Annotated in this window: 16 protein-coding genes; 13 read left to right on the top strand and 3 right to left on the bottom strand. The window is 55.5% G+C overall.

Features of this window, described 5'->3' with window-relative positions; all coding sequences use genetic code 11:
• The first annotated feature begins 182 nt into the window (after positions 1–182).
• The gene (ppa, locus tag ACN0V1_RS12800) at positions 183–710 is read left to right on the top strand and encodes an inorganic diphosphatase (RefSeq protein WP_417545361.1); all 528 of its coding nucleotides are present in this window, start codon (positions 183–185) and stop codon (positions 708–710) included.
• Positions 711–782: 72 nt separating this feature from the next.
• Here the strand turns inward: ppa and ACN0V1_RS12795 are convergent, their stop codons facing one another.
• Positions 783–1835, bottom strand: a complete 1053-nt coding sequence (locus ACN0V1_RS12795; RefSeq protein ID WP_417545360.1) for a DUF2333 family protein — start codon at positions 1833–1835, stop codon at positions 783–785.
• Positions 1836–2055: 220 nt separating this feature from the next.
• On the opposite strand from ACN0V1_RS12795, the gene ACN0V1_RS12790 reads away from it, so the two are divergent.
• From ACN0V1_RS12790 to ACN0V1_RS12735, 12 genes are all read left to right on the top strand, one after another.
• The gene (locus ACN0V1_RS12790; protein ID WP_417545359.1) at positions 2056–3669 is read left to right on the top strand and encodes a diguanylate cyclase; all 1614 of its coding nucleotides are present in this window, start codon (positions 2056–2058) and stop codon (positions 3667–3669) included.
• Positions 3670–3932: 263 nt separating this feature from the next.
• On the top strand, positions 3933–4373 hold the full coding sequence (aroQ, locus tag ACN0V1_RS12785; protein ID WP_417545358.1) for a type II 3-dehydroquinate dehydratase: 441 nt from the start codon (positions 3933–3935) through the stop codon (positions 4371–4373).
• A 27-nt stretch (positions 4374–4400) separates the two neighbouring features.
• Complete coding sequence (accB, locus tag ACN0V1_RS12780; RefSeq protein WP_339779641.1) at positions 4401–4862, top strand: acetyl-CoA carboxylase biotin carboxyl carrier protein; 462 nt, start codon at positions 4401–4403, stop codon at positions 4860–4862.
• An 18-nt stretch (positions 4863–4880) separates the two neighbouring features.
• The gene (accC, locus tag ACN0V1_RS12775) at positions 4881–6227 is read left to right on the top strand and encodes an acetyl-CoA carboxylase biotin carboxylase subunit (RefSeq protein ID WP_339779643.1); all 1347 of its coding nucleotides are present in this window, start codon (positions 4881–4883) and stop codon (positions 6225–6227) included.
• A 28-nt stretch (positions 6228–6255) separates the two neighbouring features.
• Entirely contained in the window at positions 6256–7152 is an 897-nt protein-coding gene (gene prmA / locus ACN0V1_RS12770; protein WP_417545357.1) for a 50S ribosomal protein L11 methyltransferase, read from the top strand.
• A 62-nt stretch (positions 7153–7214) separates the two neighbouring features.
• Positions 7215–8513, top strand: coding sequence for a DUF3426 domain-containing protein (locus tag ACN0V1_RS12765; RefSeq protein ID WP_417545356.1), 1299 nt, complete (start codon positions 7215–7217; stop codon positions 8511–8513).
• 224 nt (positions 8514–8737) lie between these two features.
• A complete protein-coding gene (gene dusB, locus ACN0V1_RS12760; protein ID WP_417545355.1) occupies positions 8738–9736 on the top strand; it encodes a tRNA dihydrouridine synthase DusB in 999 nt (332 codons plus the stop codon).
• Complete coding sequence (fis, locus tag ACN0V1_RS12755; protein WP_291946442.1) at positions 9733–10050, top strand: DNA-binding transcriptional regulator Fis; 318 nt, start codon at positions 9733–9735, stop codon at positions 10048–10050. The genes dusB and fis overlap by 4 nt, the downstream gene beginning before the upstream one ends.
• A gap of 85 nt (positions 10051–10135) precedes the next feature.
• Positions 10136–11716, top strand: coding sequence for a bifunctional phosphoribosylaminoimidazolecarboxamide formyltransferase/IMP cyclohydrolase (purH, locus tag ACN0V1_RS12750; protein ID WP_417545354.1), 1581 nt, complete (start codon positions 10136–10138; stop codon positions 11714–11716).
• A 34-nt stretch (positions 11717–11750) separates the two neighbouring features.
• Complete coding sequence (purD, locus tag ACN0V1_RS12745; RefSeq protein ID WP_417545353.1) at positions 11751–13037, top strand: phosphoribosylamine--glycine ligase; 1287 nt, start codon at positions 11751–11753, stop codon at positions 13035–13037.
• A 45-nt stretch (positions 13038–13082) separates the two neighbouring features.
• Positions 13083–13403, top strand: a complete 321-nt coding sequence (locus ACN0V1_RS12740; protein ID WP_417545352.1) for an alpha/beta fold hydrolase — start codon at positions 13083–13085, stop codon at positions 13401–13403.
• A 101-nt stretch (positions 13404–13504) separates the two neighbouring features.
• Complete coding sequence (locus ACN0V1_RS12735; protein WP_417545351.1) at positions 13505–15085, top strand: cation:proton antiporter; 1581 nt, start codon at positions 13505–13507, stop codon at positions 15083–15085.
• Between the two features lie 2 nt (positions 15086–15087).
• Here the strand turns inward: ACN0V1_RS12735 and senA are convergent, their stop codons facing one another.
• Positions 15088–16455 (bottom strand): selenoneine synthase SenA, encoded by a 1368-nt coding sequence (gene senA, locus ACN0V1_RS12730; protein WP_417545350.1) that lies wholly within the window; start codon positions 16453–16455, stop codon positions 15088–15090.
• A gap of 34 nt (positions 16456–16489) precedes the next feature.
• Positions 16490–18355, bottom strand: a complete 1866-nt coding sequence (locus tag ACN0V1_RS12725; RefSeq protein ID WP_417545349.1) for an SLC13 family permease — start codon at positions 18353–18355, stop codon at positions 16490–16492.
• Positions 18356–18976: the final 621 nt, after the last annotated feature.

The raw sequence follows: 18976 nt of genomic DNA, 5'->3' as shown, positions 1-18976 counted from the left end.
ACCGCGCCCTTCACGGGAGTATTCACGGGCGTTTTTCGGGCAAGGCTTACAGAGGGCAGCTTGCACAAAAAGCAAAACCCGCAGACCAAGGTTTAGTTTCGAATGATTGTAGAGTCCCGTATAATTGCGCTCACTTTTCAAGCACAGTTAAACGAACCTCACATAATCAGGAAGGATCTCACATGCAATTCGACAACATCCCCGTTGGCAAAAACCCGCCTGAAGATATCTACGTTGCCATCGAAATTCCGGCCAACAGCTCTCCGGTCAAGTACGAGCTGGACAAGGACATGGGCGCCCTGCTGGTAGATCGTTTCATGGCAACCCCTATGTTCTACCCGGCAAACTACGGTTTTATTCCCCACACTCTGGCTGATGACGGCGACCCATTGGACGTTCTGGTTGTGACCCCCTACCCGCTTCAGGCCGGCTCAGTGATCCGCTGCCGCCCGGTAGGCGTCCTGAACATGGAAGACGAAGCCGGCGGTGACGCCAAGCTGGTCGCTGTGCCCCATACCAAGCTGACCAACGCCTACCAGGATGTGAAGGAAGTCGAAGATCTGCCGGCGCTGCTGCGTGATCAGATCCGACACTTTTTTGAAAACTATAAAACTCTTGAGCCGGGCAAGTGGGTGAAGGTGCAGGGCTGGGACAATGCTGACGCTGCCAGGAAAGCTATCGTTGAGTCGATCAACGCCTACAAAGGCTGAATCGATCGTCAGAAAATAAAAAACCGGGCCATCTCATAGCGGCCCGGTTTTTTTATGCCTGCGCAGGAACCCTCAGCCCCGCGATAGCAAATCTCTCATGTCGCTGATCGCCGCATTGGCGCGGGACAGATAGGCCGCCATTGTCAGTGAATGGTTCGCCAGAACACCAAACCCGCTGCCGTTCAGAATAACCGGGCTCCACATTTCGCCCTGAGCACCTTCAAGCTCAATGATCACCTGTTTGACGCTGGAAATAGCATTCTTATCCTGAAGCACCTTGCGGAAATCCACTTCAATCGCGCGGAAAATGTGCAGCAACGCCCAGGAGCTGCCCCGGGCTTCATAGAACACATCATCAATCTTGGTCCATTCGGTTTGTATATCGCCACCACCAACCTCTTCGGTCAGCGGATTGTCTGAATCAACGTTGGCCACGGCTTCGGATACCGATGCTTTGCCAACACTCTCGCCAAGGGTGCGCGAAAGGCTGCCCAGGCGCGTCTCCAAATCACCCAGCCAGTTACTCAGGTTGTCGGCTCTGGCAAAGAACTGGGCGTTGGCTTGCTCCGGACTGGAAAGACGGTCGAGGTAACGCTTCAAGGCAGTAATACCCCGGCGGTACTCCGCTTCTGTTGATGGAATGGCCCAGCTTGCACTGTCAAAGTGGAATTGCGGCTCGGCGATGATCAGATCCGGATCTTCTGCGGACTGGCTCTGGGAGCGGCTGATGTCTCTGCGCATGGCGCGGGACAGGTCTCGTAACTGCACCAGCACACCGTATTCCCAGTTGGGCATGTTATCCAGCCACAGGCCCGGCGGGAAAATATCGTTGGTAATGTAACCGCCTGGCTTGTCCAGAAGGGTTTCCGCTATACGGATCATTGTTACAGTAGTGGCAAAACCGGTTATGGGCTCCCTCTGCATATCATTGGCGACTGCCCGGGTATGTTCGCGCACGGAGAACGACTCTGGCTCACCGCTCCAGTACATCCCCATCACCACGGCCACTAACAGATAGACGAGCAGAATAACCGCTAGAAATTTGCCGATCACGCCGTTGTTGCCAGCGTAATCCTGAGCACCATCCTTCTTGTCTCTGAAATACTGTCTGATTTTGCCTGGCATATTACGTTGAGCCCCTTGTCTGTTAATTGGCGGTGCAAACGATCTATACCGATCCTAACCTATGGTGTCCTCTATATACACCGCCGAAGTGACAAACAGTTACACAGTGCAACCTACGCCGACAACTCAAAACACTATAGACTCCGGAAACATACTAAGGTTGGGAAAATCGTCCACACCGCAAAGGACGGCACACAAAAAAGTGACAGACCGGAGCACAATGAGCGACGCAAGCCAGAAAGAAAAACTCAGGCAACATTTTGCACGCCGCGTAACAACCCAGGCACGGGTTGTACTGGACACCTGGCAGAAAATTCACACGAATAAGGGTTCATTTACAGCCCATCGCGAAGAGCTACGATCTGCCTCCGATAAATTAGTGCGCTACGCACAGCGGTTCGAAATGGCAGGTCATGTCGAAACAGGTAAAACGATTCTCGAGATCATCCGAGGCTGGCCAGCCGATACGCCTCTGAATGACACCACTGAGCGAAAGCTTCTGGATGCTATCGACGCGCTTGCAGGCAGCACTCTGCGGCGAACGGATCAAAGCTGTACCGAAGCCCCCCACCAGTTCCGGCGCACACCGGTTTACATCGCGCTTGCGAGCGCCGATATGGCAAACCGGTTAATTCGCCAGCTTGAGTTTTTCGGCTTCCGCGCATCTGCTTTTGATTCTGCCGGGGAACTGACGGAGGCCTGTGCTCTCCACAAGCCCGAAACCATACTGATGGATGTGAATTTTGGCGGCAGCCCGAATGCGGGCATCGCCACGATTGAACATTTGCAGGAGCGGCACGACACGCCCATCCCGATTATTTTCATGAGCGACGAAGACGGCACCATTCAGACCCGTCTGCGGGCCTCCCGCTGCGGCGGTGAAGAGTTTTTTTATCCGGCAGTTGATCCTGGCCAACTTATCGAGAAAATCGAAACCTATACCCACAGCAACAGCGTTGAACCCTATCGGGTACTTGTTCTGGACGACTCCAGAGCACAGGCAAAATTCATGGAAACAGTTCTGAAGCGCGCGGGAATGACCGCACACATCATTACCGACCCCATGGAAATCATTGATGCGCTGGACATGTTTTCCCCGGAAATCATCATCCTCGACATGTACATGCCAGGCTGCACCGGCATGGAGATTGCCCGGGTAATCCGCCAGCAGGACCGGCTTCACAGCGTGCCCATTATTTACCTCTCAGCCGAAGACGACGTCACCAAGCAGTTGCACGCTATGAGCCTGGGCGGCGATGACTTTCTGACCAAACCCATTGACCCAAAGCACCTTATTGCAACGCTCCATAACCGTGGCCGACGCGCGCGTTCCCTGCTGGCCCTGATGATCCGTGACAGTCTCACAGGTCTCTACAACCACACTCACACGCTGCATCTATTGGATCAGGAAATCGGCCGTGCACGACAGAAGAACCAGCCGCTGTGCTTTGCCATGATCGATATCGACTATTTTAAACGGGTGAACGATACCTTCGGGCACCCCATTGGCGACCGTGTTCTTCGAAGCCTCTCGATGTTTCTCAAGCAGCGTCTACGAAAAACTGACCACATCGGCCGTTATGGCGGTGAGGAGTTCGCGATTATCCTTCCCAATACCCGCCCCAGTGATGCCCGCAATGTTCTCAACGAAATCCGCGAGCGCTTCTCGGAGCTCCAACAGCCCGCAGGTGACAGGGAGTTCAACGTTACCTTCAGTTGCGGCATAGCCGCCTGGAATAACGAGTCGTCCCAGAACCTGTGCGAGCGTGCCGATCGCGCGCTCTATACCTCCAAGGAACATAACCGCAACTGCGTTACGCTTGCCGATAATTGAATGGCGAAGTAACGGATCGGGCGACTCTGACAGGCCGCCCGTATGAAACCATCGTCGTATAGAAGTCATCCCTACCGTTCACGACAATGATTGCTATCATTAGATGGATCCCGGTTCGGCTTTCAAGTGCTTTTTGTGCCATCGGGGTCAACAGGGATGATTGTTAAAAAATGTTGATCTGAAGATTAAAAGCACACACTATTGGTGGAACATGCCGTTAAATTCGGCGATCCTGTTTAAAAGACACAAAGGCAAACACATCCATGTCGACAATTCTCGTGCTCCATGGCCCCAACCTGAACATGCTCGGAACCCGCGAGCCGGAGGTTTATGGCCACGAGACTCTGGCAGACATTGATGATCGGTTGCGGAATAGGGCGGCAGATAACGGACACCACTTGCTGCATCTTCAGTCGAACGCTGAATACGAACTGATCGAGCGCATTCACGAGGCCCGCGCAGAAGGTGTGGATTTCATCATTATCAATCCTGCCGCTTTTACCCACACCAGCATTGCTTTACGGGATGCCATACTGGCCTCAGGGATTCCATTTATAGAAGTGCATCTTTCAAACGTGCATGCGCGGGAAGCGTTCCGCCATCACTCCTATTTTTCCGATATCGCCGAAGGCGTTATCTGCGGACTGGGTAGCCAGGGATATGAACTCGCCCTTCAGGCTGCCATGCAACGAACTCACCGATAGACCTGACAACACGGGACTGGACCAACTATGGATATTCGCAAAGTCAAGAAACTGATCGAACTGCTTGAGGAGTCTGACGTCGAAGAGCTTGAGATTCACGAGGGCGATGATTCTGTTCGCATCTCACGTCGTCGTGAACAGGCTTCCGGCGGCCAGTACATCAGCCACTACGCGCCACCGCAGCCCCAGCATGCTCCGGCGCCGGAAACCCCAAGGCCAGTTCAGGAAGACAACGCACAACAGACTGTGCACAGCGGGCACGCGCTGCGCTCTCCCATGGTCGGAACTTTTTACCGGGCGCCTTCCCCCGCGGCTGATTCTTTTGCAGAAATCGGCCAGCAGGTCAAAGCCGGCGAGGTTGTCTGCATTGTAGAGGCCATGAAAATGATGAACCAGATTGAGGCCGACAAGAGCGGTACGATCACAGAAATTCTGGTTGATAACGGTCAGCCCGTAGAGTTTGACCAGCCGCTGTTAATCATTTCCTGAACCCGGTGATAGCTACTCATGGCCATGTTAGAAAAAGTTCTGATCGCAAACCGGGGTGAAATAGCCCTCCGGATCTTGCGTGCCTGCAAAGAGCTCGGCATCAAAACCGTAGCGGTTCATTCAAAGGTTGACCGCGATCTGATGCACGTGCGTCTGGCCGATGAATCCGTCTGTATCGGCCCCAACAGCCCGTTGGAAAGCTACCTCAATATTCCGGCCATTATCAGCGCGGCTGAAGTGACGGACTCTGTGGGCATCCACCCGGGCTACGGCTTTCTTGCCGAGAATGCCGACTTCGCTGAACAGGTCGAAAAAAGCGGCTTCCGCTTCATCGGGCCCCGAGCAGAAACCATTCGCCTGATGGGCAACAAGGTTTCGGCTATTAACGCGATGATTCGCGCCGGAGTTCCCACTGTTCCGGGTTCAGACGGCCCGCTGACAGACGATGACGAGCGTACCCTGCAAGTTGCTCGCCGAATCGGCTACCCGGTTATGATCAAGGCAGCCTCCGGCGGTGGCGGCCGTGGCATGCAAGTGGTTCACTCCGAAGCTGCGCTGCTCAAGGCAGTTCAGATCACTCAGACCGAGGCCCGGAATGCCTTTGGCGACCCCACGGTTTATCTGGAAAAGTTTCTGGAAACCCCGCGCCACGTGGAAGTTCAGATTCTGGCCGACATGCACGGCAACTGCATCCATCTGGGTGACCGCGACTGTTCCATGCAGCGCCGCAACCAGAAAGTGATCGAAGAAGCACCAGCGCCGAACATCAACGCGGAATCCCGCGAGCGCACACTCAAAGCCTGCGTGGATGCCTGTAAGGAAATCGGCTATGTTGGCGCCGGCACCTTTGAGTTCCTGTATCAGGATGGCGAGTTCTTTTTCATCGAGATGAACACTCGCGTGCAGGTAGAACACCCGGTCTCTGAAATGGTTACCGGTGTTGATATTGTTCGTGAACAGTTGCGCATCGCCAGCGGTCTGCCACTTCAGTACAAGCAGGACGATATAAAGATCACAGGCCACGCGATGGAGTGCCGCATCAACGCGGAAGACCCCAACACCTTTGTACCCAGCCCCGGCAAAGTGAAGCACTTTCATGCTCCCGGTGGTTATGGCGTGCGGGTGGATTCGCACCTCTACAGCGGCTATACAGTTCCACCGTTTTATGACTCACTGATCGCCAAGCTGATCACCTGGGGCGACGATCGCCAGATAGCCCGCAGGCGTATGAAGAACGCCCTGGACGAGCTATTGGTCGATGGTATTAAAACCAATCAGCCTCTGCATCGGAAACTGGTGCGCGATGGTGGCTTTAAAACGGTAGACTTCACGATCCACTACCTTGAGAAGCTGATGCGGGACTAACCTCCTGCATCACATTGCAGGAAGACCTATGCCCTGGATACAACTTCAGATCCCGGCTGATCCCGATACGGCGGATCAGCTTGAGGATCTGCTCATGGAGATGGGCGCTGACGCCGTCTCCATGGAAGATGCTGCAGATCAGCCACTCTACGAACCCGATCACGGCACCACCCCCTTGTGGAGCCAGACCACTGTGACCGGGCTCTTTCAATCAGGCCAGGATATTGAACAACTGTGCACGGATGTGCGCAACGCCTGGCATCAGCAAACTCAGCAATCCCTCGCAGAGATTGACGTTACTCTGGTTGAAGACAAGGACTGGGAACGAGCCTGCATGGACGACTTTCACCCACTGCAGTTCGGCAAGCGCTTGTGGATTGTGCCCAGCTGGCGTGAGGCACCGGACCCTGATGCCGCCAACCTTATGCTCGACCCCGGCCTCGCCTTCGGGACGGGAACGCACCCGACCACTGCCCTTTGCCTTGAGTGGCTGGACGGGCAGGATGTAACAGGCAAACAAGTTACCGATTACGGCTGTGGCTCGGGAATATTGGGTTTGGCGGCACTGCTTCTGGGTGCAAACCATGTTGTTGGTGTCGACACCGACCATCAAGCACTGGAAGCCAGCCGGGAAAACGCTCGCCGTAACGGCGTTGACGAAGCCAGGTTGGATCTTTATCTTCCGGAAAATGAGCCCGATACCAGCTCCGATGTGATGCTGGCGAACATTCTGGCGCAGCCTCTGATCGGCTTGGCAGCACACCTGGCAGCACTGACAAAGCCCGGGGGCGACCTGGTGCTTTCAGGCATCCTGTCGAACCAGGCCCGCGAGGTGATGGCCGCCTATGAACCCTGGTTTATTATGGATGAGCCGGAACAGCGTGAAGAGTGGATACGCCTCACAGGACAGCGTAACTACAGATGACGAAGGGTGTTTTACCAACTAAACTCCCATACTCGTAGTTCAGTCGCTTTCAGGAACGAAGCATGACCCAGAGTAGTCTGCAGACCCAGTGCCCAAAATGTTTTACCCGGTTCCGGGTTACCGACGAACAACTTGGTATTGCCAAAGGCAAAGTGCGCTGTGGACACTGCATGGATGTCTTCAATGCGGTCGAGCACCAGGTGGCAATCGCTGCAGGCAAGGCCTCAGGAGCAGGCTCTGAGGCGAGTAGTCAAGCGCCAGCAGAGGCTTCCCCACCAGCGCCATCAGGCCATCCCTCGCCCGAGCGCTCTGCCACTGGTTTTACAAGCGACATAACAGACGAAAACTTCATCTTCGCTGACAATCCGGAGGAAGACGCCGAAGAAGGCCGTTATGCCGGCACCCGGCTGACCTTTTCTGATGATGAACTGAGTGACAGCTTTCGCGGCTTTGACGACCGGGATTCGTCCACACGGGATCATGCAGGTGACGAAGATCTCGCCGAAAACGTCGATGAGAGCTGGGCCGAAGCGATTCTTCAGGAAGACACTGCACCTGCGAAAACCACTCCGGAAGCTGAGACGGAAAAGCCACAGAAAAAGCCAGAGCCAGAACCACAGCTGCGACAAAAGCCTTCTCCTGAATCTGCGGACTCAGCAGCTGCCAGCGGCGGAGAACTCCCCAAAGAGCACCTCCGGGAAGAAGCATCAGACTTTTACGTTAATGAACCACCCGATCCTGCATTTGAGTCCTTTGCCAGCGATCATGGCGTTGCGTCAGAACATGAAAACCCGCAACAGGATGAACCCTTCACAGCAGGTGCTCAGTTTGGCAACCTCAGGCATGACCCTGTATCGGTAGGTGGCAGCAATAAAAGCTGGCTGCGCACTTTGGTCTGGTCACTGGTTGTGCTTGGCCTTGTGGGCGTTCTGATTGCACAAGTAACCTGGTTCCAGTTTGACCGGCTTTCTGCAATCCCGGAACTTCGCCCGTTTTATGAAAAAGGCTGCGAGCTGATTGGCTGTGAACTGAAGCCACTGATCAACGTTGATGCCATCCAGAGCCGCAAGTTAGTGGTTCGCACCGACCCGGAAAACCGCAGCCAACTGATTGTAGATGCGGTCATTGTCAATCGGGCGGACTTTCAGCAACCTTTCCCCGCCATTGCCCTGACCTTTTCCAACCTGAATGGCGACGTGGTTGCCCAGAGCGTTTTCACACCCTCGGAATACCTTGCGGGCGAAGGTGAAGAGCTCGATATCATGCCAGTGCAAACACCGGTTCGCATTGCGATAAGCATTCGTGACCCTGGCCGTGATGCCGTGAACTACAATATCAGCTTCCGACCCTACGCGCCGTGAGATTGCTTGCCGATGATGACCTGGCGGGCACGCCAGTCGCCACCTAGTCGAACAAAAGTCAACCAGAAAGAGCGAAAAATAATCAGTTTTTTCGCCCCCCTGCCCCTTCAATCACAGCCCCCCCGGCGGTATCATTAGCGCCCTTCGGAACTGGCATCGGTTATTTATTAAACAACCGTCCCATTCCGACTTATGCTCAATCTGCTGTGACTCGGATTCAGACCATGTTGCCAATGGCAAAAATCGGGCCGTACACCCTGCCCAATCCGCTGATTGTTGCGCCCATGGCGGGTGTAACAGACCGCCCCTTCCGGCAGCTTTGCCGCAGAATGGGCGCCGGCTTGGCGGTGTCTGAAATGGTGATCGCAGACAGCAAACTCTGGCACACGCGCAAGTCCAGAACGCGTATGGATCATACCGGGGAGCCAGAACCGAGATCCGTACAGATTGCCGGCGGTGATCCGGAAATGCTGGCCAATGCGGCTCGGCTGAACGCAGAGTCTGGCGCCCAGATTATCGACATCAATATGGGGTGCCCGGCCAAAAAGGTGTGCAACAAGGCAGCCGGCTCAGCGCTGATGAAAGATGAAAGGCTGGTCAGGGACATACTGGAAGCAGTCGTCAGCGCAGTTGATATCCCCGTTACGCTGAAAATGCGAACCGGCTGGGATCAGGACAATCGCAATGCACTGGCCATTGCGCGTATGGCAGAAGATAGCGGCATTCAGGCGCTGGCGATTCACGGCCGCACCCGCGCCGACAAGTACAACGGCGATGCAGAGTACGACACCATCGCTGAGGTGAAATCCAGCGTCAGCATTCCGGTTTTCGCCAACGGTGACATTACATCACCCGAGAAAGCCCGCTGGGTTCTGAAGCATACCGGCGCCGATGGCCTGCTCATCGGCCGGGCTGCGCAGGGCAGCCCATGGATTTTCCGGGAAATACTGCATTTCCTTGAAACTGGCCAGCACCTGCCAGCGCCCCCACTGAACGAAGTGGAACACATTTTAAGTGAACATCTGGACGCCCTGCACAGCTTCTACGGAGAGCTCATGGGTGTGCGCATTGCCAGAAAACACGTGGGCTGGTATCTGCAGTCCCACGACCCCGGCAAACAGTTCCGCAACCGCTTCAATACATTCAACGAAGCGTTGGAGCAGAAAGACAGTATCCGACAGTATTTTTCAGGCTTACGAAATGGAGAGGTATTCGCAGCATGAACGCTGAGACTTTGGCAAACAACACCCTGAACGCCCCGGCCAACGATGATATTCACCAACTGCAAACGGTGAACAGCAGCGGCAACACCGTTACCCTGCGCGATAACGTTGAAGTGGCCCTGAAAAACTACTTCACGCAGCTTGACGGAGCCCCCGTTACCGAAGTGTACCAACTGGTACTTTCCGAGGTAGAAGCACCGCTGCTGGAGCAGGTAATGAAGTACACCCGCAACAACCAGACCAAGGCATCCACGATGCTCGGTCTGAACCGCGGAACCCTGCGCAAGAAACTGAAGCAGTACGGCCTGCTATAATCGAGACACCCTGACTTGATGAGGGCCTCCCGGATACCCTTCGCGAGGCCCTCGTTCGTTCACCCCAAGTGAAGAATGTGACCCCATGGCAAACCAGGCTAATACCCCCGTCCGTCGCGCACTGATCAGTGTCAGTGATAAATCCGGCATCGTTGAGTTCGGGCGCGCCCTAACCGGCCGCGGTATCGAACTGCTCTCCACCGGGGGCACCTTTCGCCTCCTGCAAGAAAACAGCGTTCCGGTTACCGAAGTTTCTGACTACACCGGATTCCCTGAGATGATGGACGGCCGGGTAAAAACCCTGCATCCGAAAATCCACGGCGGCATTCTGGGCCGCCGTGGCACCGACGACACCATTATGGGCGAGCACGGCATCAGCCCGATTGATATGGTTGTGGTGAACCTGTATCCGTTCGAGTCCACCGTTGCCAACCCCGACTGCGACCTGGCTACCGCTATTGAAAACATTGATATCGGCGGCCCAACCATGGTTCGCGCCGCGGCCAAGAATCACAACGATGTGGCCATTGTGGTCAGCGCATCGGATTACGCTCGGGTTCTGAAAGAACTGGATGATAACGATGGCCAGTTGAGCCATAGCACCCGTTTCGATCTGGCGGTAAAAGCATTCGAGCACACCGCAGGTTATGACGGCGCCATCGCCAACTACCTGGGTGGCCGCACAGCCGATAACGACAACGCCGATTTCCCACGCACCTTTAACAGCCAGTTCATCAAGGTGCAGGACATGCGTTACGGTGAAAACCCGCACCAGCGCGCGGCTTTTTACGCTGAGCGCAACCCGAAAGAAGCCTGTGTTGCTACAGCAAAACAACTGCAGGGTAAGGCGCTGTCTTACAACAACGTGGCAGACACAGACGCTGCTCTGGAATGCGTGAAGCCCTTCGCGGATCCCGCCTGCGTTATCGTCAAACACGCTAACCCCTGCGGCGTGGCGATTGGTGTCGATATTCTCCAGGCCTATGACCTGGCCTTTGCCACCGACCCCACCTCGGCCTTTGGCGGCATCATTGCCTTCAACCGGGAGCTGGATGCTGCAACCGCCAAGGCCATCATTGAGCGCCAGTTTGTTGAAGTTATTATTGCCCCCAGCATTGCACCTGAGGCGGTAGAGTTGGTCGCTGCCAAGAAGAATGTACGTTTGCTGGCTTGCGGCGAACTCGGCAGTGATCGCGTCCAGACCATGGACTACAAGCGCGTAACCGGCGGTCTTCTGGTTCAGGATCGTGACCTGGGCATGGTCGCCATGGCAGATGTAAAAGTCGTGACTAGCCGCCAGCCAAGCGAGCAGGAACTTAACGACATGCTGTTTGCCTGGGAAGTGGCGAAATACGTAAAATCCAACGCCATCGTTTATGCACGGGCAGGCCGCACGATTGGTGTCGGCGCGGGCCAGATGAGCCGCGTTTACAGCGCCCGCATTGCCGGCATCAAAGCCGCCGATGAAAACCTGGAAGTGAAAGGCTCGGTTATGGCCTCTGATGCCTTCTTCCCGTTCCGGGATGGCATTGATGCAGCCGCCGAAGCCGGCATTACTGCCGTGATTCAACCTGGTGGCTCCATGCGGGATCAGGAAGTGATCGACGCCGCCAACGAACACGGCATTGCCATGGTATTCACCGGCATGCGCCATTTCCGGCACTGATACGACACTTTGTAAACGTATAGGGTAGTGAGATATGAACATTCTGGTAATCGGCAGTGGCGGGCGTGAACACGCACTGGCCTGGAAGGCGGCCCAGTCTCCGGATGCGGATACGGTTTTCGTGGCACCTGGCAACGCCGGCACTGCCCGCGAGCCGGGTGTCGAAAACGTCAACATTGACGTGCTGGATCTTGAAGGCTTGGCGAAATTTGCCGCTGAGAACAACGTCGGCCTTACCATCGTTGGCCCCGAAGCACCTTTGGTGGCGGGCATTGTGGATCTCTTTGAAGAACGCGGCCTGCGCGTATTCGGCCCCAGCGCCGGTGCGGCGCAACTGGAAGGCTCCAAGGCGTTCACCAAGGATTTCCTTGCTCGCCAGAAGATCCCCTCTGCTGCCTACGGCAACTTCACAGATGTAGATAAAGCTCTGTCTTATGTCCGTGAACAGGGTGCACCCATTGTCGTCAAGGCAGACGGCCTTGCCGCCGGCAAAGGCGTCATCGTGGCCATGACCCTTGAAGAGGCCGAGAATGCCGTCCGCGACATGCTGGCAGGCAACGCTTTTGGCGACGCCGGCAGCCGTGTCGTTGTTGAGGAGTTTCTGGAAGGCGAAGAAGCCAGCTTTATTGTGATGGTGGATGGTGAGCATGTGTTGCCAATGGCCACCTCTCAAGATCACAAGCGCGTAGGCGACGACGATACCGGCCCGAACACCGGTGGCATGGGAGCATACTCTCCTGCCCCTGTGGTAACCGCTGAAGTGCACAAGCGCATCATGGATGAGGTTATTTACCCAACGGTGCGCGGCATGGCAGCCGAAGGCCATCCCTACAAGGGATTCCTGTATGCGGGCCTGATGATTGATACTGCCGGAGCACCCAAGGTTATCGAGTTCAACTGCCGCTTTGGCGATCCGGAAACCCAGCCCATCCTGCTGCGTATGAAGTCCGACATTGTTGAACTCTGCCAAGCCGCCATCGACGCCAAGCTGGACCAGTGCAGTTCCGACTGGGACGAACGCGCCGCCGTAGGTATTGTTCTGGCAGCGGGAGGCTATCCCGGCAGCTATAACAAAGGCGATGCTATTTTCGGTCTGCCGGAAACCGAGACCGAGGGCGAGAAGGCATTCCACGCAGGAACCGCCCTCAGCGATAGCCAAGTGGTCACCAGTGGCGGCCGGGTACTCTGTGCAACCGCATTGGGCAACACCGTGACTGAAGCCCAGCAGCGGGCTTATAAACTCGCAGAAAAAATAAGCTGGGATGGCGCATTTTATCGCAACGACATTGCATACCGCGCCATTGCCCGGGAAAAATCGTAACGACGCACTTCAAACTAAAGCCCGGCCAATGACCGGGCTTTTTTATTGGGTAATGTAAGCGCATTCGCCGCGGGCCTTGAAGCGGACAACATTACCCTGGGCGAGCTGGACATTGCGTACCTGCGGAACTCCGAAACCAACAATGGCGACACCATTAAACGCATTGAAGACCCGGTACTCATCATCTTGGGTAAAGAAGACCGCATTCTGGACTATCGTAACGGAGAAGCCTTTCTGGAGGCGATTCCCGGCGCACGGCTGGAGATACTGGAAGGGATTGGCCACGCACCGATGATTGAGGCACCGGAAGAATCAGCCCGTCTGTTTTTTGAGTTTGCCAAAACCCTCACGTCAAAAGCCGGGTAAGATGCACTTAAACGAAGTTCTGTTGTTATCGACTTCAACGGTCAGATAAAACAAGGTAGCCTTGACAGGAATCCGATCCGCTACCCCTGAAAGAATCTCTCATGCCTGAAGCTATCTGGATTTCTTTGGCGTTTGCTCTCGGCCTACTGATCAAAGCCATTGGCTTGCCGCCGTTAATCGGTTACCTGGGCGCAGGTTTCGTTCTCAGCGCTATTGCGTCCACCCCATCCATCCCTATCTATCCAGAACCTACAGCGGCACTCGCCCACATCGCGCACTTGGGCGTTCTGCTCATGCTTTTTACCGTGGGCCTGAAGCTCAAGCTGAGATCGATTATCAGCCCCGAAGTGATCGGCGGCAGCCTGTTGCACTTTGGCATCACCTGCCTGGTGTTTACGCCCGGTTTTTACCTGCTATTGGATATCACCTGGTACGTGGCCTTTATGCTGGCCGTTGCCCTGTCATTCTCGTCTACTGTGCTGGCCGCAAAGGTGCTGGAAAACAAGCGCGAGCTCAGGGCCTTCCACGGGCGGGTATCCATTGGCATCCTGATCATTCAGGACCTGATTGCACTGCTTGTTATGAGCCTGGCAGCCGGCCAGACGCCTTCGCAGTGGGCACTGATTGTGTTCGGCCTGCCACTGCTACGGCCACTGCTGTACAAGCTGCTGGATGCCAGTGGCCATGACGAATTGCTGGTTCTGCTGGGCATGTTGCTGGCGCTGGTTATTGGCGGCATGGGTTTTGAAGCGGTCGGGCTCAGTTCGGAACTGGGTGCCCTGATCTTCGGCGCCATTCTTGCTAACCACCCCCGCAGCCAGGAGCTGGCAAAATCTCTGTGGAGCGTGAAGGAAATCTTTCTGGTTGGTTTTTTTTTGCAGATTGGCATAGGTGGCCTGCCCGATACCAATGCCATCGCCTTTGCCGTGGTGGCTGCGCTGGTGCTGCCCCTCAAGGGGATTCTGTTCTTCTTCCTGATGCTGCTGTTCCGCCTGCGCGCCCGCAGCGGTTTTCTGACCTCGCTGGCGCTCACCAATTATAGTGAGTTCGGGCTGATTGTTGCCAGCATTGCGCTGCCCGAGTGGCTGGTGCCTCTGGCAATCACTGTCGCGCTGTCTTTTCTGATTTCCGCGCCGTTAAACCGGATCGCACACCCACTGTATGAGCGTTTGAGCAATCGTCTTGTGCGCTTCGAAAGTCACCGGCGGCACCCCGATGAGCTACCCGTTTCCCTTGGCGATACCCGCGTTCTGGTGATGGGAATGGGGCGAACCGGCACGGCGGCATATGATTGGCTGCAAACCTCAGAAGCAAGGCTGATGGCACTGGATTCTGACCTCCCCAAGGTGGCACGACACCAGGCCCAAGGACGCAACGTTGTCTATGCTGATGCCGAAGACAACACCTTCTGGGAAGCGCTCCACATGCCATCCGTGGAAGCGGTTATTCTTGCCATGAGCGATATAGAGGGGAAACTGATCGCAGCAAGAATGCTGCGAAAACTGGGCTTTACCGGCTACATCGTCGCCCACACCATGTACGCCGATGAAGCCGAGCGCATTCGTGAAGCGGGTGCCGACGATGCTTACCTGACCATGAGCGAAACCGGCGTAGCGCTGGCTAGCCACCTTCTCGACAGGATTCCGGCAATACCGGCACTGGCTTCAGAAAAAGCCAGCTGAACTCAGCCACCGGGCAAAGCACAGGTTCGGAACCCGGTGTAAACGTCATTTCTTTGGGGCAGATAGGCCTGGCGATAAGTGCCACGAATCAGGCTGGACGACGTGGCGCAGCTGCCCCCACGACTGACCTTGTGATCACCAAACTGAAGCGTGGACATGAACGGATACATATCTATGCGAAAGCCGTCATAAGGAAAAAACTGACTGCTGGTCCACTCCCATACTGTGCCAACCATCTGCCGACAGCCAAAAGGGCTATCACCCGCCGGGTAATCGGCTACCGGGTTCTGCGCCATGCCGCTGGCGTTCATATCTGCGTGAACAGGTCCTGGCTGCTCGTTACCCCAGGGATACCTCTGGAACGGCTCACCTGGTCGGTTACCGAGCGCCGCCACTTCCCACTCTTGCTCTGTAGGTAAACGCCGCCCCGCCCAACGGCAGTAGGCTTCTGCTTCCCAATAGCTGACATGGGTCACCGGTGCATCGGGATTCAATGGCAGCCATTGATCGAATAATCGTTCTTGCCACTGGCCATCATGCTTGCGCCAATATAGCGGCTGCCTTGGCGCCATCAGTATGGGCTCTACTTCCCCGTGCACCAGCGCTATGTCTGTTTCTGTTCCCAACCACTTCTGGCCACCAAAAGACCACAGCTCAGGTTTTCGGTAACCGCCATCCTCTACGAAGGCCATAAACTCCTGATTGCTGACCAGGCAGCGGGCAATCACAAACTCATCCAGGCTTACTTCGTGCCGGGGTTTTTCACTGTCGAATGCAAAGTCGGCAGTCGCGTACTGCGGCGAGTCGCCTGGCATGCCTATCAGCCAGCTACCCGCGGGCACAACCGCATCCTGTTTCAGGGGCTCGTTTGAAGAATTGGCGGCGGGGCGTGAAAAGTTTGCCCCGGGGGGTGGCGCATAACCAACAGTCTGACGGCACCACACCAGCGATTCTATGTGCATGTTCTGATGAAATATGGCGTAGCGACAAAGGTACAGTTCGCGATCGCTCAGTGGCCTTCGCTCAATGCGCTCCGCCATCTTGTCGTAAACGTGATCGAAATAGGCCAGAGTGCTTTCAAGTCCGGGAAACAGATCACGGCGCCAGCGATCCTTATGGTCGATGTGAAACGAATCCCAGAGCTCGTCCATGGCTGGATCGAAACTGACATCACCATCAAGAAGGTTGAAAACGAACACTTCATAGAAAAAAGCCGCATGCCCCATTTCCCAGAGCGGCGGATTGACGCCCGGGTGATAGGGAACTTCCAGTTGCTGATTATCCAGCGATGTAATGAGCTCACGCGTGCGCTGCCGCGTTAGAGCAAGCTCTGCCAGTAACTCAGCTTTCTGCATGAACTCCATCTCCATCACGATTCCTCAAGTTTGGCTCGTTTTAATACTATCAGGTCCAGACCAGCATAATCACAGGCACGGCGACGAGCGTGACGATTGCCGTCAGGGGTAAGCCCAGACGCCAGTAATCGCCAAATTCGTAGCCTCCGGGCTCCATAACCAGGGCGTTCGATTGATGACCAATGGGTGTCATGAAAGCGCAGGAGGCGCCAACCGCAACCGCCATCAACACCGCATCGGAGGGGACCTGCAGTTCGCTGGCCAGGCTCAGGGCAATAGGCGCGACCACAATGGCAGCGGCTGCATTATTTACTACGTTGGACAACAGCGCTGTGCCCACCAGCACCATTACCAGCACCGAAGCAACTGACAGGTTCTCACCCAACACCAGCATCTGTGAGGCTATCAGAGCAGCGCCACCGGTGGTTTCCATGGCCTGGCCAACCGGTATCATGGCCGCCAGCAAAACGATCACCGACCAGTCAATTGCTTTGTAGGCCTCCGCCGCAGACATAAGGTTTACGAGTACCATGGCAACAGCCCCGGCCACCAGAGCAACGGGGGCCGAGAGCAGGCCTGTAACAATGACCGCAATACTGGCCAGAAAGATGCCGGATGCCATTGCAGTATTTCGGCTAGAGCCCAGCCTCAACCCTCGCTCCGCCAGCGGCAGACAGCCAAGCTCTGCCAGGGTTCCGCTCAGAGAATCTTCAAAGCCCTGAACCAGCAATATATCGCCAGCATTGAACCTTATATCGCCAAGCCGCTGCTTTAGCCGGTAACCCAGCCGTGCCACGGCAACAATGTTCAGCTGGTTGCGTTCCCGTAACTTCAGCCGGTTAGCCGTCTGCCCTACCAGAGAAGATTCTGGAGCAATAACGGCTTCCACCAGATGCAGCTCGCCTTTTGCTATCCGGACGGAGGCATCTTCGTCGTACTTGTCGTTGCTCTTGCCATCTCCGTCGCGGGTGTCACTAACGCTTTGTTCTTCGCTGTTTTCATTTTTGTCTGTTTCTTCATCTTCGACAGCCTGATGGGCCAGCTCAAGCTTCGTTTTGTCGAGAAACACCTGCAAGCTGGAGGTATCGGCTTCAACCAGCAGCACATCCCCCTCACGCAGAATTTTATAGGTAGAAGGAACAGCCTGTAACTTCTCGTCGCGAATTAGGGCAAGGACAACAATGTCCGCTTCGTCTCCCGCTGCTGCCAGAAGGCTGTGCAACGTGGCGCCTGCATGGACTGAGTCTTTTGGCAGGCGAAGTTCCGTCAGATATTCGCCAACACTGAACAGCTTCGCATCAGCCGAATTCTGTTCCCGGCGAGGCGTTAAACGCCAGCCGACCAGCGTAATGAAGGCTATGCCAGCAAGCGTAATTGCTACGCCGACCGGAGCAAAATCGAACAGCCCAAAGGTGCCGCCTTCTCGATAGGAGGCAATAATGATATTGGGTGGCGTGCCTATTAGAGTCATAGTGCCACCAAGCAGAGACCCAAAGGCCAGGGGCATCAACAGCGTTGAAGGCGAGCGCCCCGCTTCCCGGGACATCCAGATTGCTACCGGCATCAGTAACGCCAGCGCACCCACGTTGTTGATAAAGCCGGAGCAAAGAGCTACCACGCTGGTCAACGTGAGCACCTGAAGCGTAGGCCGGTGGCCAATTTTCCCCAACAGGCGCGCGATGTTGTCCACCACGCCGCCATTCACCAGCCCCTGGCTGATTACCAGAACGGCAGCCACGGTGATCACGGCTGGATGACCAAAGCCGGCAAACAACTCTTCGGTTGGCACCAGCCCTGTAATGGCGACGGCCAGCAGGGCAAGCATGGCCACCACATCAAAACGCAGGCGGTTCCATACAAACATGGCGAGGGTGATTCCGAGCACCGCAAATACAATGCCTTGCTCCATACTCAAGGGCGATCTCCTGTTACTGGGTGGATAACAGAATATAACAAAGCCTCGTGGTCAGGCACTCCGGGGCAATGACAGATTCCATGGAAATGTCAGCCAGCTTTATAGTTTTACTTCATACACAAAATCCGTATTTCGCAACTGCCCGTATAGTCTTACCTATATTCTTCATGTCACAAAATATGCCTGCATAAGAAGAATATAAACAATATTCATGGCTGAATTTAGCATGTCATAGCGGGTCACGCAGGGCAGTGTGCCAGCGCATTTGCCGTAACCGGTTAATCAACGCAATTCTTAACGACTGGCAGTCCTATTTCCGAGGCACCACCCAGTGGAGGTTTGCCATGATGGGAAGGAGACCGCTTGTTTGGTTGTCAGTGGCAAGATCACAAACTTATCATCAAAATAACCGGAATAGCTTCAAAAGCGGTTTGGCCCGGATCAGCCAAAGCCCTGCCGGCTTTACCGTACGGGCTGATTTTGAGGGCAGAGCCTTGTCATCCGACTTCGCCCCCCCAGTTGCACGATACCCGCTGCCACAACGCCCGCCTCGCCAAACACCGGCTGAGCCGCCGCCGGCGCTCATCTCAATCCTGGCCTCGAAAGGCTTGCGCACGCATG

The sequence above is a fragment of the Marinobacter sp. genome, from assembly GCF_048266785.1.
Classification (GTDB): Bacteria; Pseudomonadota; Gammaproteobacteria; order Pseudomonadales; family Oleiphilaceae; genus Marinobacter.
Note: the sequence above shows the minus strand (reverse complement) of the source record. Positions and strands in the feature narration are given on the sequence as shown.

What these genes read in the sequence shown, in the direction of transcription:
- ppa (WP_417545361.1), top strand. Translation starts at nt 183, where the DNA reads ATGCAATTCGACAACATCCCCGTTGGCAAAAACCCGCCTGAAGATATC.
- ACN0V1_RS12795 (WP_417545360.1), bottom strand. Translation starts at nt 1,835, where the DNA reads ATGCCAGGCAAAATCAGACAGTATTTCAGAGACAAGAAGGATGGTGCT.
- ACN0V1_RS12790 (WP_417545359.1), top strand. Translation starts at nt 2,056, where the DNA reads ATGAGCGACGCAAGCCAGAAAGAAAAACTCAGGCAACATTTTGCACGC.
- aroQ (WP_417545358.1), top strand. Translation starts at nt 3,933, where the DNA reads ATGTCGACAATTCTCGTGCTCCATGGCCCCAACCTGAACATGCTCGGA.
- accB (WP_339779641.1), top strand. Translation starts at nt 4,401, where the DNA reads ATGGATATTCGCAAAGTCAAGAAACTGATCGAACTGCTTGAGGAGTCT.
- accC (WP_339779643.1), top strand. Translation starts at nt 4,881, where the DNA reads ATGGCCATGTTAGAAAAAGTTCTGATCGCAAACCGGGGTGAAATAGCC.
- prmA (WP_417545357.1), top strand. Translation starts at nt 6,256, where the DNA reads ATGCCCTGGATACAACTTCAGATCCCGGCTGATCCCGATACGGCGGAT.
- ACN0V1_RS12765 (WP_417545356.1), top strand. Translation starts at nt 7,215, where the DNA reads ATGACCCAGAGTAGTCTGCAGACCCAGTGCCCAAAATGTTTTACCCGG.
- dusB (WP_417545355.1), top strand. Translation starts at nt 8,738, where the DNA reads ATGTTGCCAATGGCAAAAATCGGGCCGTACACCCTGCCCAATCCGCTG.
- fis (WP_291946442.1), top strand. Translation starts at nt 9,733, where the DNA reads ATGAACGCTGAGACTTTGGCAAACAACACCCTGAACGCCCCGGCCAAC.
- purH (WP_417545354.1), top strand. Translation starts at nt 10,136, where the DNA reads ATGGCAAACCAGGCTAATACCCCCGTCCGTCGCGCACTGATCAGTGTC.
- purD (WP_417545353.1), top strand. Translation starts at nt 11,751, where the DNA reads ATGAACATTCTGGTAATCGGCAGTGGCGGGCGTGAACACGCACTGGCC.
- ACN0V1_RS12735 (WP_417545351.1), top strand. Translation starts at nt 13,505, where the DNA reads ATGCCTGAAGCTATCTGGATTTCTTTGGCGTTTGCTCTCGGCCTACTG.
- senA (WP_417545350.1), bottom strand. Translation starts at nt 16,455, where the DNA reads ATGGAGATGGAGTTCATGCAGAAAGCTGAGTTACTGGCAGAGCTTGCT.